This window comes from Achromobacter sp. JD-1 (assembly GCF_038594925.1).
Lineage (GTDB): Bacteria > Pseudomonadota > Gammaproteobacteria > Burkholderiales > Burkholderiaceae_B > Achromobacter > Achromobacter spanius_C.
In genome coordinates this window covers 211,812-226,443 of sequence record NZ_JBCGCS010000010.1, presented here as the reverse complement: position 1 = coordinate 226,443, position 14,632 = coordinate 211,812, and the positions used below count along the sequence as shown (strand labels likewise).

Below are 14,632 nucleotides of genomic sequence, written 5' to 3'. Positions count from 1 at the left end.
AGCCAAAGCTCATGCCAGCGCCTGTGCCCGTTCCTGCTTTATGCCAATGCGAATGCGGATGGGTCCACGGCGGGGTCGCGGCCCCGCATCAAATCCGCCAAGACCCGCGCGCTGCCCAAGGCCAGCGTAAAGCCCAACCCGCCGTGGCCGGTGTTCAACCACAGGTTGCGGTAGGGCGTGGCGCCGATCAGCGGCTTGCCGTCGGGTCGGGCCGGCCGCAGCCCCGCCCAGGCGTTGGGCGCGCCTTCGGGCTTCAGGCCAGGAAAGAACTGCGCCACGTCGCGCTCCAGGCTGCGCACGCGCTGCGGGTCCACGCCCGCGCCGCCCGTGCCGATGTCCACCATGCCCGCCACGCGCAGCCGCTGGCCCAGCCGCGCATATACGACCTTGCGGCGGATATCGCTGATGCTGGCGGTAGGCGCCACGCTGTCCGGCGTCAGCGTGTAGGTCAGGCTGTAGCCCTTTAACGGATAGATACCCAGGTTCAAGCCCAGCGGCCGCGCCAGCGCTTGTGCGCCCATGCCGCTGGCCAGCACGAAATGGTCGGCTTCCAGGTCGCCTGCCGAGGTGGATGCGCTCATCACGCGGCCGTGTTCACGGCGCAGCGTGTCCACCCGTGTGTTGAAGTGGAAACGCACGGGGTCGGGCGCGGCGCGCAGGATGCGTTCCAGTTCGGTACACAAGCGCTGGCAGTCGCCGGCGTCTTCGGTGGGGGTGTAGAGCGCGCCCTGAATGCTGGCTTCGATGCCGGCCAGCGCGGGCTCCATCTCCAGGCAGGCGCGCCTGTCCATCACCCGTTGCTCGCAGCCCAGGCCCGCCAGGTAGTCACGTTGCGCCAGCGCCTGCCGGTAGGCGTCGGCATCCTGGTAGACCAGCAGCTTGCCCGCCGTGGTGAAGTCGAAGTCGGGTTGTTCATCACGCACCAGCGTGTGTACGCACAAACGGCTGTACATGCCCAGCGCCAGCAGTTCACGCGTGGTCTCACGGTTTCTGGCGCGCGTGCAGGCGCGTAGAAACGCCAGGCTCCAACGCCATTGATCGGGGTCCAGCCGGGGGCGAAAGCGTAGCGGCGCGTCCTGGGCCAGCAGCCAGGACGGCAGCTTGGGCAAGACGGCGGGGTCGGCCAGCGGGGCGACAAAGCTATAGCTCAGTTGTGCGCCGTTGGCCATGCTGGTGGCTTGGCCCGGGCCGGACCCCGCATCCACGACCGTCACGCGATGGCCCTCGCGATGCAGGAAGTAGGCGGTGGCCATGCCGACCACGCCCGCGCCGATGACAACGATATGCATGATGCTCCAGGAAAGCCGCCGCGCGCCGAGGGCGCGGCGTTCAGGGTTGCTATTTGCGATTTGCCTTTTGCTATTCGCTATTCGTTATTCGCTTCACGTAGCGCTTGCGTTACAGGCCGCCCAGGCCGGTGTTTCGAAGCCGGGGGCGGCGCGCTCGTCGCCCCGCAGCAGGCGGCCCGGGCGGGCGCCGGTGGGCGCGCCGTTTTCCTCGACCACTTGGCCATTGACCAGCACCGCGTGGATGCCGGTGGACGGCAGCGTCGGTTCGACAAAGCTGGCTAGATCGGCGACGGTGGCGGCGTCGAACACCACCACGTCGGCATAACAGCCGGCGCGCAATACGCCGCGGTCTTTCAAGCCGAATTGCGCGGCGGTCAGGCTCGTCATGCGGCGCACGGCTTCTTCCAGGCCCAGCACGCGCATCTCGCGCACGTAGCGCGCCAGCACGCGCGAAAACGCGCCCCACAAACGGGGATGCGGGCGCTGGTCATGCGGCAGGCCGTCCGACCCGATCATGACGCTGCCATGCCCGATGACCCGTTTGACGTCGGCTTCATCCATCGAAAAATAAATGGCGCCGCCCGGCGACAGTTCTTCGGCCAGGCGGGTAGGGTCTTTGCCTTCACGCGCGGCCAGTTCGCGCAGGTCCACGCCCTGGATTTCCGGGCGCGTCTGCGACCACGTCACGATGATTTTTTCGCCCGCCGCCACGCGGCGCGGTTCCAGAATGGTGGACGACGCCGCGTAGGGATAGACGTCCATGCCCACGGGCTGGTCGGCGCGCACGCGGTCGAACAGCGCCAACGTTTGCGCGGTGCGTCCGTGGTTGTGCTTGCCGGTGACCTTGTGGTGCGACAGGATGGCCGGCACGTCCGCCGCGCGGCCAATCAGGAAGGCTTCTTCCATGGCGTCGCAAACGTGGTCGGCTTCGTCGCGCAGGTGCGTGGTGTACAGGCCGCGCCAGGCCTTCAAGGGCTCGGCCACGCCGATCACTTCCTCGGTGCTGGCGTGCATGGCGGTGGGGTAGTACAGGCCCGTGGACAAGCCGGCGGCACCCGCCGCCATGGCCTCGTCCAGCGCGCGTCGCATGGTGGCGATCTCGCCTTTGTCAGCGGGGCGGTCCAGCCGGTCCATGGCCGATACGCGCAAGCTGGAATGGCCCACCAGCGCCAGGCTGTTGACGGCGGCGGGCGTGGCTTCCAGCGCGTCGGCGTAGTCCTGCATGCGGGCGTAGAGTTCGCCCGTGTGCTTGGCCAGCAGGTTCAGCGGGGGCGGCACAACGTCGCCCGGCGTGCGCACCGGCGCCAGGCTGATGCCGCAGTTGCCGGTGACCACGGTGGTGATGCCCTGGCTGACTTTGGGCCGCATCAGCGGCGTGCCCAGCAGCGCGCGGTCATCGTGGGTATGGCAATCGATGAAGCCCGGCGACACCACCTTGCCGGTGGCGTCCAGGCGGCGCCGCGCGCGCCATTGCGCGCCGTCGCCGATGGCCGCGATGCGCTCGCCATTGATGGCGATGTCGGCGCGGCGGGCCGGTCCGCCCAAGCCGTCGGCGACCTGGCCGCCTGTGATGATGATGTCGTATTCCTGCGGGTCGGGATGCGCGGGCATGTAGGGCTCAGGTTGGGGGATCGGCGGCTGGCGGTTTGCCGCGCCGCGCCTCCAGGGTGGCAAGGGATTCGGTATTCAAGGGGTCTGGAAAGCCATGCGCCACCAGGTGTTCCAGCGCACCGCTGATGCGCTCCCAGCCTTCGGGCGTGCGCAGCGGCACGCCCAGGAAGTGGGATTCGGTTTTGCCGCGCAGCATCAGGTACAGCACGCCGGCCAGCATCACGCTGACCATCGCGGGCATGTCCACGTCGGGCGCCAGGCCGTCCACGCGGTCGATGAAGCCGCGCGCCGCGCGTTCACGCCGTTCGGCCAGGGGGGCCGACACCTCGTTGCGTTCTATCAGTTCCCAGCGGCGCACTTCGCGCAGGGTTTCATTGCCGGCCAGCGCGTCGATCTGCGCGCGCAGCATGGACAGCACCAGTTCTCCGGGCGTGCGCTGGCTGGACTCATCTTCCGCCAGCAACCCGGGGTTGCGTGTCCAGAAATCCTGTTCCTGCATCCAGGCCAGCATCAGGCCCGGCATGCCGTCGAAGTAGCGGTAGATAAGCTCTTTGCTGACCCCTGCGCGCTTGGCGATGGCGTTGATGCCCACCCCGCCCATGCCGGTTTCCAGAATCTGGGCTTCCAGCGCTTGCAAGATCAGTCGTTCGGTATTTTCGCGGCGGGACATGGCCTATTCCTTCATGAGGATGAGGGAGCGGGCGGGGTCCGGCACGCCGGTCACTCGCCCGTCAGCCAGGTCGGCAATGAGTTCGCTGACGGTATGGCCGATACGCCTGCCATCTTGCCAGACTTCGCTGCCCAGATAGGCGACATTCGCACGCCTTGGCGTACGCGGCAATGAAGGGTCGGATTGCTCGGCAAGAATGCGTCCATGCTGGACTTCCTTGTTGTAGGGACGACGACAAAGAGAGGGTGCAGCGACTGTGGTTCAGATGTCATGTGACTACGTGGTCACATTAAGGGCTCCAAGGTATTGCTTTCGGCCAGAGGGCAGCAAGGGGGGAGTTTCCCTAGGGGCAATGCGGCGACGGCGCATGGGCAATGCAGCCGAAGGGCAAGGGGTACGCGAGCGGCGGACAATCGGAACGCAACCAAGCGCAATCGAAGCGCAATCGGAATGTAAAAACGCCGCGCCGTGGCAAGCACGGAACGCGGCGTCTTGATGCAGCCGGCTGACGATAAGGTGCGTGTCAGATCACGCCACGAATGCCGGCGATGCCGTGCGCGCCATGGCGCAGCGCGTGCGACACGGTCGTGGTCGACTGGCCGCCCAACGCGAACACGGGGATGCCCGCATCACGGTTGCCGGCAACAAAGCCTTCCCAACCCAGCGTTGGCGCGCCGGGGTGGCTGGGCGTGTCCAGCACCGGACCCAGCACCGCGAAGTCGGCGCCGAGTTCGCGGGCGTGCACCACCTGCGCATTATCGTGCGCGGACACGCCGACGAGCGCGCCGGCCGGCAGTTCGGGCCGCGCATGCAGGCGGGCGGCATCCGCCGTGCGCAAATGCACGCCGTCGGCTTCCTTCCACCATGCGGCGGGGTGTGCGCTATTGACCAGCACGCGCGCACCGGCGGCGTGGCAACGCTTGATCACCTGCTGCAAGACCTCGTGCAGCGAGCTTGCGTTTGCGCCGTCCGGCCATTGCGGTTCACGAAATTGCACCAGCTTCACGCCGCGCGCCAGTGCCGCGTCCAGCCGGCCCAGGAACGCGGCCACGCCCGCGCGCGAGCCGATCGAACTGATGCCGTAGGTAGTGGGCAGTTGCAGCCAGCGCAAGGGGGGCAGCGTGGCGGGCAAGAGATCGCCGACCGACGCTGCGTTGGCGGGGGCCACCCATTCCAGGCGCTGGTTCTCAAGCCCTTGCGGCTCGCCTTCCCACGCGGTCACGTGGCAGAACGCCAGGCGCACGGTGGTGTGCGGATAAACGTGTACGTAGGTCACCCAGGGCCGCGACTGCGTCACGCGGATGCCCAGCTCTTCTTGCAGTTCGCGGGCCAGCGCTTCCAGCACGGTTTCGCCCGGCTCCAGCTTGCCGCCCGGCAATTCCCACCAGCCCGACCACGGTTTACCTTCGGGCCGCTGGCCCAGCAGCAGCATGCCGTCGGGGCGCAGGATCAAACCGGCGGCAACGTCAACGATCTTCTCAGACATGGCGGGCCGCCCAATCGCGTGCAAATTGATAAGCCACCCGGCCCGAACGCGAGCCGCGTTCGATGGTCCATTGCAGCGCCTCGGTGCGCGACGGCTCGATCTGCGCTTCGGGGCATCCCAGCTCGCGCAGCCAGTGGTAGACGATGTCCAGATAGTCGTCCTGCTTGAAGGGGTAGAACGACAGCCACAGGCCAAAGCGTTCCGACAGCGAGATCTTTTCCTCGACGGTCTCGCCCGGATGGATTTCGCCATCGGGCTGGTGCTTGGCTTGCAGGTTTTCGCTCATGTATTCCGGCATCAGGTGGCGCCGGTTGGACGTGGCGTAGATCAGCACGTTGTCGCCCGAGGCCGACACGGAACCGTCCAGCACGGACTTCAGCGCCTTGTAGCCGGGTTCGCCTTCTTCGAACGACAGGTCGTCGCAGAACACGATGAAGCGTTCGGGGCGCGCGGCGACGATTTCAACGATGTCGGGCAGGTCGCCCAGGTCGGACTTGTCGACTTCGATCAGGCGCAGGCCGCGCTCGCCATAGGCCGCCAGCATGGCCTTGACCAGGGAGCTTTTACCGGTGCCGCGCGCGCCGGTCATGAGCACGTTGTTGGCCGGCTTGTTCTCAAGGAACTGCACGGTGTTGCGGTCGATGGTGGCCTTCTGGCGCTCGATGTGCTGAAGGTCTTGCATGTCGATGCGCGCGACGTGACGCACCGCGTCCAGCCAGCCGCGCGAGCCACGCTTGCGCCAACGGAAAGCATGCGCGCTCCAGTCGATCTCGGGCGTGGCGGGCGGAAGAAAGGCCTCAAGCTGCGCCAGCACACGCTCGGCGCGCTGGATCAGGGTGGAAAATTCGGTTGCGGTCACGTCTGCATCCTTGGGTGGCGTGGGGGCGGTTGTTGTGGGTCGCGGTTGTGCTGTGGATGATTTTGGTTGGAGTTCGGGCGCTGCTTGATGGGTTTGCGCGTTTGGCGCTTGTGTTTTTGGCGGCAGCCTGCCGCGCGGCACCCATCCTACGATGGTCGTCCAACCGTGCGATGGCCGTCCAATCGGTCGATGGTCGTCCAACCTTGGGATGGTTGTCCAATCGTTCGATGGTCGTCCAACCGTGCGATGGTTGTCCAATCGTTCGATGGTCGTCCAACCGTGCGATGGTTGTCCAATCGTTCGATGGTCGTCCGATCGTTCGACGGCCGTCCAATCGTTCGGTGGTCGTCCAACCGTGCGATGGTTGTCCAATCGTGCGATGGTTGTCCAATCGTTCGATGGTTGTCCAATCGTTCGATGGTCGTCCAACCGTGCGATGGTTGTCCAACCGTGCGATGGTTGTCCAATCGTTCGATGGTCGTCCAACCGTGCGATGGTTGTCCGACCGTTCGATGGTCGTCCAATCGTTCGATGGCCTTCCAACCTTGCGATGATCGTCCCACCGTCCGATGGTCGTCCCGTCGTACGACGGTTGTCCCGGGGTAGGATGGGTGAAGCGCGCGATCGCTTCAAGAAGAACACCGCCTAAGATCGCGCGCAACCCATCAACCTATATCGCGGGCACCCCACCAAATAAATGGCTCGCGCCCCATCAATTTACGAACGGTAATCCGCGTTGATCGATACATACTCATGCGAAAAATCGCAGGTGTACACCGTGTCCGCCACCGTGCCGCGGCCCAGCGCGATGCGCACCTGGATCTCGGCCTGCTTCATCACGCGCTGGCCGTCGGCTTCCTGGTAATCCGGATTGCGGCCGCCGTCTTTCGCCACCAGCACATCGTCCAGCCACAGGCGAATGTTCGACACGTCCAGATCGTCGATACCCGCGTAGCCCACCGCCGCCAGGATGCGGCCCAGGTTGGGGTCCGAGGCAAAGAACGCGGTCTTGACCAGCGGCGAATGCGCCACCGCATACGCGACCTTCAGCGCTTCTTCCGTGGTGCCCGCTTCTTCCACGCGGATCGTCATGAACTTGGTGGCGCCTTCGGCGTCGCGCACGATCTTCGTGGCCAATTCCAGCGCGGCGGCGGTCAGTGCCTCGCGCACGGCGGCGTAGGCGGCGTCGGACTCGCTGTTGACGGTCACGCCCGACTTGCCAGTCGCAGCGATGATGAAGGAATCGTTCGTGGACGTGTCGCCGTCAACCGTGATGCGGTTGAAAGACGCATCGGCGATTTCCACCGCCAGCTTCTGCAACAGCGGCTGGGCGATGCCGGCATCGGTGGCCAAAAAGCTGAGCATCGTGGCCATGTTCGGGCGGATCATGCCCGCGCCCTTGCTGATGCCGGTGAAGGTAACGGTCTTGCCGTCAATCTGCACCTTGGCCGACGAGATCTTCGGCAGCGTGTCCGTCGTCATGATGCCGTGGGCGGCACTGGACCAGTGGTCGGCGCCCAGGTTGGCGATGGCGCCCGGCAGGCCGGCGACCAGGCGGTCCAGCGGCAGCGGCTCAAGAATGACGCCGGTGGAAAACGGCAGAATCTGCGCAGCCGGCACGCCCAGCAACTTACCCAGCGCGTCGCAGGTGTCGCGAGCCTTCTTCAGGCCTTCTTCACCCGTGCCAGCGTTGGCGTTGCCGGTGTTGATGACCAGCGCGCTGATCGGGCCGCCGGCGGCCAGGTGGGCCTGGCAAACCTGCACCGGCGCGGCGCAGAAGCGGTTGCGCGTGAACACACCCGCCACGCTGGCGCCTTCGGCCAGACGGAACACGGTCAGGTCACGTCGGTTGGCTTTGCGGATGCCGGCCTCGGTGACGCCGATTTCAACACCGGCAACAGGAAAAATTTCGGACTCGGAGGGGATCTGCAAATTAACGGCCATGACTTCGTCTCTATGAGTAGGCAGGACAAAATCGCCGCCAGGCTAGGCGGCGCGCGGGGGAAAGCTCAGTATTATCCCACCGCTTTGGAGCAGGGATCTTTCAGGGGACGGCTCAGGGGGCCATGCGCATGGCGGCCACGTCCAGCACCCCGGCCTCGCGGTTGCTGAGCACGCTGCGCACCGTGCCGTCGGGCGCTTGCAGCACCGAACTGCCGGCCGCCACGTCTTCGCCGCCGTCGCGTCGCGCCGAGCGGCCGCGCGATGGCGAAAACAGCAGGTCGCCGGGCTGGGCGCCGGGCAGGCGGGGGTTGGCGGTCAGCACGCGGGTGCCGGGCGGGTAGGTCATGGGGCCCAGCGTGGTGTCGCGGGCCAGCAGGCCTTCAAAACCCAGCAGGCGGCGCTGGCCGTCCAGCCGCATGTCCACCTTCAGCAAGGGCAGTTGGCGCAAGTCCATCGCGTCGCTGCCTTCGGTGCGCAGCAGCCAGCGCGGCACGCCAGCGCTGGCGTCCGGGGCCGTGCCGCGCGCGGACTCGTCCACCTTCAGCCAGGCGCCGGGCGGCACCGCTTGCTGGTCCAGCGTGTTACCCACGGCCAGGTGGCAACTGGCAAACCGGGGCTTGCCGCCTTGCAAGACGAATTCAAGCCGGTGCCCATGCGCGCACAGCCAGCCTTCCTGCGCCTGGTCACGGGCGATTTCTACCGACAGGGTTTCGGGTTGCTTAGCGGTGGCGGCGTAGCGGAACAGGTGGGTGGCGGCAAGGCCGTCGATGGCGGCGGGTTGCGTGTCGGGGAAGACGGCGCGGTCGAATGAGGCCAAGTCGCCTGGCTGCGTCAGGCTGAGCACGGTGCCGGCGGGCATGTCCACGCCGGCCAGCCGCGTGGGCTCGGTCAGCGTCGTCTTGCGGCCGGCGTCGGCCTGGGCGTCACGCTGCGCGGTGAACCACACACTGAGCTGCTGATAAGGAAAAATGGCGCCCACCAGCGTCAGAATGGTCATCAGGATCGTGCCAGCGCGCCGGTGGTCGCCCAGCCAGTGCCGCGCGCTGGGCGTGGTGGCCAGGACCGCCAGCCAAGTCAGCAAGGTGGCCAGGCAGGCCAGCGAGGCCACCATCAGCACGTAGAAATTACCGCCAGGAAGAGAAACCGGAATCATGGCGGCAATTATGCGCCAATCCGCATGCGGTTTTCAGCCCTGGCGGCAAGGTGCGGCGGGGTCAGGTCTTGGCGGATTCCGAGCGGGTGGCCACCACTTGCAGCTTGAGTTCGCCCAGCGCCTGGAACAGCGCATTGCGGGTGGACTCCGGCATTTCGCCAAACATGGATTTGACCCAGGCCTCGTGCGCGCGCGCCATGCGCGCAAAGCTCTTCTTGCCCTGGGGCGTCAGCTTGATCAGCGAACTGCGGCGGTCGGATTCCACCTTGGTGCGCACCACCAGCCCCTCTTTTTCAAGCTGGTCGGTAATGCCGGTGATATTGCCGTTGGTCACCATCATGTGGCGCGACAGCTCGCCCATTTTCATGCCCTTGGGCGCGCGTTGCAGTTGCGCCATCAGGTCGAAGCGGGGCAGGGTAGTGTCGAATTCGTTACGCAGGCGGCTGCGGATTTCGCCTTCGATGAGATTGGCGCAGGTGAGCATGCGCAGCCATAACCGCAGCGCGTGGTGGTCGTCGGGCGCGGCGCGGGATTCGAGATCAGGAGCGTCAGTCATCGGCGTTTTCTTGAGGTTCGGCGAGATGTCGGGTACTGTCGCGCGAGCGTCGTACCAGGCGTTTCGTCGATACGGTCTTCGTTGATGGAAGGGCTGGTGTAAACCCAGGGCTGGTAAAAACCCTAGTCTTGTTTTGAAGAATACTTTAAACCTAAACTATGAACCGCGCCAGCTTTCCCTGTGCAGCACAAGGGGGATGGTGGGGCGGCAAGCTCAGGCTTGCAAGCACGTGTTTGACGGCGGCGCACTGGCGCCGGCAGGCCGGGCATAGAAGTCATTCGAATCGCACCCTCAATAAGAACACCCTCTGCGCGGGCTCGCGCACGGAGCACACCACCATGCGTTTGATCACTTCCCTTATCGCCGCCGCCGCACTGGTGCCGGCCGTAGCCATGGCTGACGCCGTCAAGGTCGGCATCGCCAACGACATTTCCGGCCCGTTCTCGGCGCTGGGCGCCGAAGCGCGTGACGGCTTCAATCTGGCCATCAAGCAACTGGGCAGCAAGTTGGGCGGTCAGCCCGCCGAATTCGTTCAGACTGACATGGGCGGCAACCCGGACCAGGCCCGCCAGTTGGTCACGCGCTACATCCAGCGCGAAAAAATCGATTTCTTCACGGGCCCGATCGGTTCGAACGTGGCGCTGGCCGTGGGCCCCGCGCTGTTCGCCGCCAAGATTCCGTACCTGTCGAACAACCCCGGCCCCAGCCAATTTGCCGGCGCCCAATGCAATAACTACTGGTTCGGCACGTCCTACCAGAACGACGCCTTCCACGAAGCGGCCGGCAAGGTTGCCGCCGACCGCGGCTTCAAGAAAATGTTCATCATGGCGCCCGACTACCCGGCGGGCAAGGACGCGCTGACGGGCTTCAAGCGCGGCTACAAGATCGCCCCGGGCGACGAGGTCTACACCAAGCTGGGCCAGATCGACTACGCCGCCGAAATCGCGCAGATCCGCGCGGCCAAGCCGGACGCGGTCTACATCTTCCTGCCGGGCGGCATGGGCATCAACTTCGTCAAGCAGTTTGTGTCGGCGGGCCTGTCGCAAAGCGTCAAGCTGATCGGCCCGGGCTTCTCGGCCGACGAAGACGTGATCCAGGCCGTGGGCGAACCCATGCTGGGCATGTACAACACGGCGCAGTGGGCGCATGACCTGGACGTGCCGCAGAACAAGACGTTCGTGGACGCCTTCCGCAAGGAATACAACGGCCGCTACCCGTCGGTGTACGCTGCCCAGGCCTATGACGTCATCATGGCCATGGACGCCGCCGTCAAGCAGGCCGGCGGCAAGGCCTCGGACCGCGCGGCCGTCATCGCCGCGCTGGAAAAGGCCGACTACCCCTCGGTGCGCGGCAAGTTCACCTACGGCAAGAACCACTATCCGATCCAGGCCTACTACCTGCGCGTCGTCGACAAGGACGGCAGCGGCCGCATCACCAACAAGCTGGTGGGCAAGGTGTTCGACAAGTACCAGGACGTCTACGTCGGCGAGTGCATGCTCTGAGGTAAGACGCCCAAGCTCGCGCCCGCCGTGTTTCCGGTAATGCCGGACGCGGCCGGCGCGGGCCGCCGTCCAATGTAGGTTTGAATCGCACGCGCACCGCTCGCAAGGTACGCGGCAGGGGGAAGTGTTCATGACGTTTACGCTGATCGTCGAGCAATTGCTGAACGGTCTGCAGTTTGGGTTGATGTTGTTTTTGATTGCGGCCGGGCTGACCCTGGTTTTCGGCATCATGGACATCATGAATCTGGCTCACGGCTCGCTCTACATGGCCGGCGCCTATGTCGCCGCCGAAACCATGCAGCGCACAGGTTCATTCACCGCCGCCGTTCTGGTGGCGGCCGTCGCCACCGGCCTGGTCGGCGTGGTGCTGGAACTGACGCTGATCCGCCGCCTGGCGCTGCGCGACCACCTGGCGCAGGTGCTGGGCACCTACGCGGTCATTCTTATTGCCAATGACCTGGTCAAGATGATCTGGGGGCCTGCCCCGGTCATGCTGAACATGCCGGCCATGCTGTCAGGACCCGTGCGCCTGATGCCCGACCTGCTGTATCCCGCCTATCGCTTGATGATCATTGTGTTCGGCGTGGCCGCCGCCGCGGGCCTGTACTGGTTCGTGACCCGCACCCGTGCCGGCGTGCTGGTGCGGGCCGGCGCGTCCAACCGCCAGATGGCCACGCTGATGGGCGTGCGCGTGCCGCTGCTGTTCCTGGGCGTGTTCGTGCTGGGCGCCATGCTGGCCGCCGTGGCCGGGGCGCTGCTGGGGCCGATCACCGCCGTGCAGCTTGGCATGGGCGAAGATATTTTGATCCTGGTGCTGGTGTGCATCGTCATCGGCGGCATCGGTTCCATTCGAGGCGCCTTCGTGGGCGCCTTGCTGGTGGGCATGGTGGACACCGCCGGGCGCGCCTTCCTGCCCATGCTGCTGCGCCAGATTTTTTCGCCGGCCGTGGCTTCCAGCGTCGGCCCGACGCTGGCCGCCATCGCCATTTACGTATTGATGGCGGCTGTGCTGGTGTTCCGGCCCTCTGGCCTGTTTCCGGCGCGGGGTTGATGATGAAAAGCACAATCTGGACCGTAATCCTGCTGCTGGCGCTGGCGGCGTTCCCGCTGGTGGCCCCGGCGCTGGACCTGGACTTCTATATTTCCTTCGTGCGCCGCGTGCTGATCTACGCACTGGCCGCGACCAGCCTGAACCTGATCCTGGGCTATGGCGGCATGGTGGCGCTGGGGCACGCGGCCTTCTTCGGCGCGGGTGCGTACGCCGTGGGCATTCTGGCCATGTCGGGCATCACGTCGGCGCTGATCGTCTGGCCGGTGGCCATGGTGCTGGCGGGCGTGCTGGCGGCAATCACGGGCGCGATTTCGCTGCGCACCCGTGGCGTGTACTTCATCATGATCACCCTGGCGTTCGCGCAGATGCTGTACTACATCTTCATTTCGCTGCGCCAATACGGCGGGGAAGACGGGCTGAACCTGCCCGGCTATTCCACGCTGCCCGGCATCGACCTGGCCAACGACGTCAGCTTCTACTACCTGGTGCTGGTGCTGTTCGCGGTGTTGATGTGGGTGTTCAGCCGCGTGGTGTCCTCGCGTTTCGGTACCGCCTTGCAGGGCATCCGCGAAAACGAATCGCGCATGGAAGCCATGGGCTATCCGGTCTACCGCATCAAGCTCGTTGCCTTCACGCTTAGTGGCGCGGCGGCGGGCCTGGCAGGTGCGCTGCTGGCCAACCACAACCTGTTCGTCTCGCCCAACCTGATGCAATGGACCCAGTCGGCCAACCTGCTGATCATGGTGCTGGTGGGCGGCATCGGCCTGCGTTGGGGCGGTGTGGCCGGCGCGGTGGTGATGCTGACGCTGGAAGAAGTGCTGCGCATGTGGACCGAATACTGGCACCTGCCCCTGGGCGTGCTGCTGCTGTGCGTGGTGTTTGGCGCGCCGCGCGGTCTGGTCGGCCTGTTCGGCCCGATGTTCGGCGGACGCGCCGTGGCCCAATCCGGCAAGGTGGGATCATGAGCTTGGCATCCAACACCAACAACAACTCGGGCGTGCCGGCCTTGCAGGCCACCGGCCTGGTACGCCGCTTTGGCGCCCTGGTCGCGACCGACAACGTGTCGCTGACCCTGAACCCGGGCGAAATTCACGCCCTGATCGGCCCTAACGGCGCCGGCAAGTCCACGCTGATCCATCTGCTGTCGGGCACGCTGGCGGCGGACTCCGGCACGCTGACCGTGGGCGGGCGCGACGTCACCAGCATGAACGCGCACCAGCGCGTGGCGGCCGGGCTGTCGCGGTCCTACCAGATCACCAACATCTTCAAGCAGTCCAACGTGTTGGACAACCTGGTGCTGGCGGTGCAGGCGCACGCGGGCAGCAGCTTCCGCTTCTGGTCGCCGCGCACCGCCCAGACCGCGCTGTACGAGCAGGCGCGCGAACTGGCGCGGGAATGCGCCATCGACGCCAGCCTGCTGGAACGCCCGGCCGGCACCTTGCCGCACGGCGAACAGCGCAAGGTGGAGTTCGCGCTGGCCCTGGCCGCGCGCCCCAGCGTGCTGCTGCTGGACGAACCCATGGCCGGCATGGGGCCGGACGAAACCGTGCGCCTGACCGAACTGATCGAAACCCTGCGTGGCCGCGCCGCCATGCTGCTGGTCGAACACGACATGCAGGCGGTGTTCCGCCTGGCCGACCGCCTGTCGGTGCTGGTGTATGGCCGTGTCATCGCCACCGGCACCCCTGACGAAATCCGCGCCAATCCGGAAGTGCGGCAAGCCTACCTGGGCGACGAGGAGACCGCATGATGCTCACCATCGAATCCGCCGAAAGCGGCTACGGCGCCAGCCAGGTGCTGTTTGGTGTGGACCTGCAGATTGGCGCCGGCCAGGTGGTGACCTTGCTGGGCAGGAACGGCATGGGCAAGACCACGCTGCTGCGCACGTTGTTCGGGCAACTACCGCTACGTGGCGGCAAGATCCATTTCGCGGATCAGGACATCAGCGGCTGGAGCTCCGACCGCATTGCCCGCGCTGGCGTGGCCATCGTGCCGGAAGGGCGGCAGTGTTTCCCCAACCTGACGGTGCGCGAACACCTGACGGCGTTTACCGCGGCACGCAACCCCGGCATTGGTGAACCCTGGACGCCGGACCGCGTGTTCGATCTGTTTCCGCGCCTGCGCGAACGCGCCCGCAACATGGGCAACCAGTTGTCAGGTGGCGAGCAGCAGATGCTGGCCATCGGCCGCGCCTTGGTCACCAACCCGCGCCTGCTGATCCTGGACGAAGCTACTGAAGGCCTGGCGCCCAAGATCCGCGAAGAAATCTGGGCTTGCCTGGCGCGCCTGCGCCAAGCAGGCCAGACCATTCTGGTCATCGATAAATATGTTGAAAGATTGCTGAGCCTGGCCGACCAGCACGTCATCCTGGAGCGCGGCAAGGTTGTCTGGACGGGTGACTCCAAGGCCTTGGATGCCGACCGCGGCCTGTGGGAACGCTATCTGGGCGTGTAGCAATAAAGCCGCAAAACACGCGGGTGAGCGAAAGAAAAACTAGATATAAATCGCAAT

14 protein-coding genes are annotated in these 14,632 nt (G+C 65.7%); 5 read left to right on the top strand and 9 right to left on the bottom strand.

The genetic code is table 11. The annotated features are described in order from the left end of the window. Positions 1-38 precede the first annotated feature (38 nt). From WBR68_RS17645 to WBR68_RS17610, 9 genes are all read right to left on the bottom strand, one after another. The gene (locus tag WBR68_RS17645; RefSeq protein WP_230694859.1) at positions 39-1,289 is read right to left on the bottom strand and encodes a D-amino acid dehydrogenase; all 1,251 of its coding nucleotides are present in this window, start codon (positions 1,287-1,289) and stop codon (positions 39-41) included. Between the two features lie 93 nt (positions 1,290-1,382). Next, positions 1,383-2,900 (bottom strand): N-acyl-D-amino-acid deacylase family protein, encoded by a 1,518-nt coding sequence (locus WBR68_RS17640; RefSeq protein ID WP_230694858.1) that lies wholly within the window; start codon positions 2,898-2,900, stop codon positions 1,383-1,385. Positions 2,901-2,907: 7 nt separating this feature from the next. After that, entirely contained in the window at positions 2,908-3,570 is a 663-nt protein-coding gene (locus WBR68_RS17635; RefSeq protein WP_050447040.1) for a TetR/AcrR family transcriptional regulator, read from the bottom strand. Between the two features lie 3 nt (positions 3,571-3,573). Beyond that, on the bottom strand, positions 3,574-3,768 hold the full coding sequence (locus WBR68_RS31500; protein WP_420042482.1) for a DUF7259 domain-containing protein: 195 nt from the start codon (positions 3,766-3,768) through the stop codon (positions 3,574-3,576). A gap of 325 nt (positions 3,769-4,093) precedes the next feature. After that, positions 4,094-5,056, bottom strand: a complete 963-nt coding sequence (locus tag WBR68_RS17630) for a Nudix family hydrolase (RefSeq protein ID WP_050447041.1) — start codon at positions 5,054-5,056, stop codon at positions 4,094-4,096. Beyond that, positions 5,049-5,915 carry an ATP-binding protein gene (locus tag WBR68_RS17625; RefSeq protein WP_230694857.1) on the bottom strand — a complete coding sequence of 289 codons (867 nt, stop codon included), beginning with the start codon at positions 5,913-5,915 and terminating at the stop codon, positions 5,049-5,051. Before WBR68_RS17625 ends, WBR68_RS17630 begins: the two co-directional genes overlap by 8 nt. Positions 5,916-6,632: 717 nt before the next feature. Then, complete coding sequence (gene argJ / locus WBR68_RS17620; RefSeq protein WP_230694856.1) at positions 6,633-7,859, bottom strand: bifunctional glutamate N-acetyltransferase/amino-acid acetyltransferase ArgJ; 1,227 nt, start codon at positions 7,857-7,859, stop codon at positions 6,633-6,635. A gap of 112 nt (positions 7,860-7,971) precedes the next feature. Next, positions 7,972-9,012, bottom strand: coding sequence for a hypothetical protein (locus WBR68_RS17615; RefSeq protein ID WP_050447044.1), 1,041 nt, complete (start codon positions 9,010-9,012; stop codon positions 7,972-7,974). Between the two features lie 61 nt (positions 9,013-9,073). Continuing rightward, a complete protein-coding gene (locus WBR68_RS17610) occupies positions 9,074-9,568 on the bottom strand; it encodes a MarR family winged helix-turn-helix transcriptional regulator (protein ID WP_050447045.1) in 495 nt (164 codons plus the stop codon). A 338-nt stretch (positions 9,569-9,906) separates the two neighbouring features. On the opposite strand from WBR68_RS17610, the gene WBR68_RS17605 reads away from it, so the two are divergent. The 5 genes from WBR68_RS17605 to WBR68_RS17585 all read left to right on the top strand — a co-directional run bounded on the left by WBR68_RS17605 (position 9,907) and on the right by WBR68_RS17585 (position 14,575). Further along, positions 9,907-11,070, top strand: a complete 1,164-nt coding sequence (locus tag WBR68_RS17605) for an ABC transporter substrate-binding protein (RefSeq protein ID WP_230694855.1) — start codon at positions 9,907-9,909, stop codon at positions 11,068-11,070. A 130-nt stretch (positions 11,071-11,200) separates the two neighbouring features. Then, complete coding sequence (locus tag WBR68_RS17600; RefSeq protein WP_050447047.1) at positions 11,201-12,121, top strand: branched-chain amino acid ABC transporter permease; 921 nt, start codon at positions 11,201-11,203, stop codon at positions 12,119-12,121. Beyond that, positions 12,121-13,086: a branched-chain amino acid ABC transporter permease gene (locus tag WBR68_RS17595; protein WP_050447048.1), complete on the top strand. Its 966-nt coding sequence runs from the start codon at positions 12,121-12,123 to the stop codon at positions 13,084-13,086. The genes WBR68_RS17600 and WBR68_RS17595 overlap by 1 nt, the downstream gene beginning before the upstream one ends. After that, positions 13,083-13,871 (top strand): ABC transporter ATP-binding protein, encoded by a 789-nt coding sequence (locus WBR68_RS17590; RefSeq protein WP_050447049.1) that lies wholly within the window; start codon positions 13,083-13,085, stop codon positions 13,869-13,871. Before WBR68_RS17595 ends, WBR68_RS17590 begins: the two co-directional genes overlap by 4 nt. Beyond that, positions 13,871-14,575 carry an ABC transporter ATP-binding protein gene (locus tag WBR68_RS17585; protein WP_050447165.1) on the top strand — a complete coding sequence of 235 codons (705 nt, stop codon included), beginning with the start codon at positions 13,871-13,873 and terminating at the stop codon, positions 14,573-14,575. The genes WBR68_RS17590 and WBR68_RS17585 overlap by 1 nt, the downstream gene beginning before the upstream one ends. Positions 14,576-14,632 lie beyond the last annotated feature (57 nt).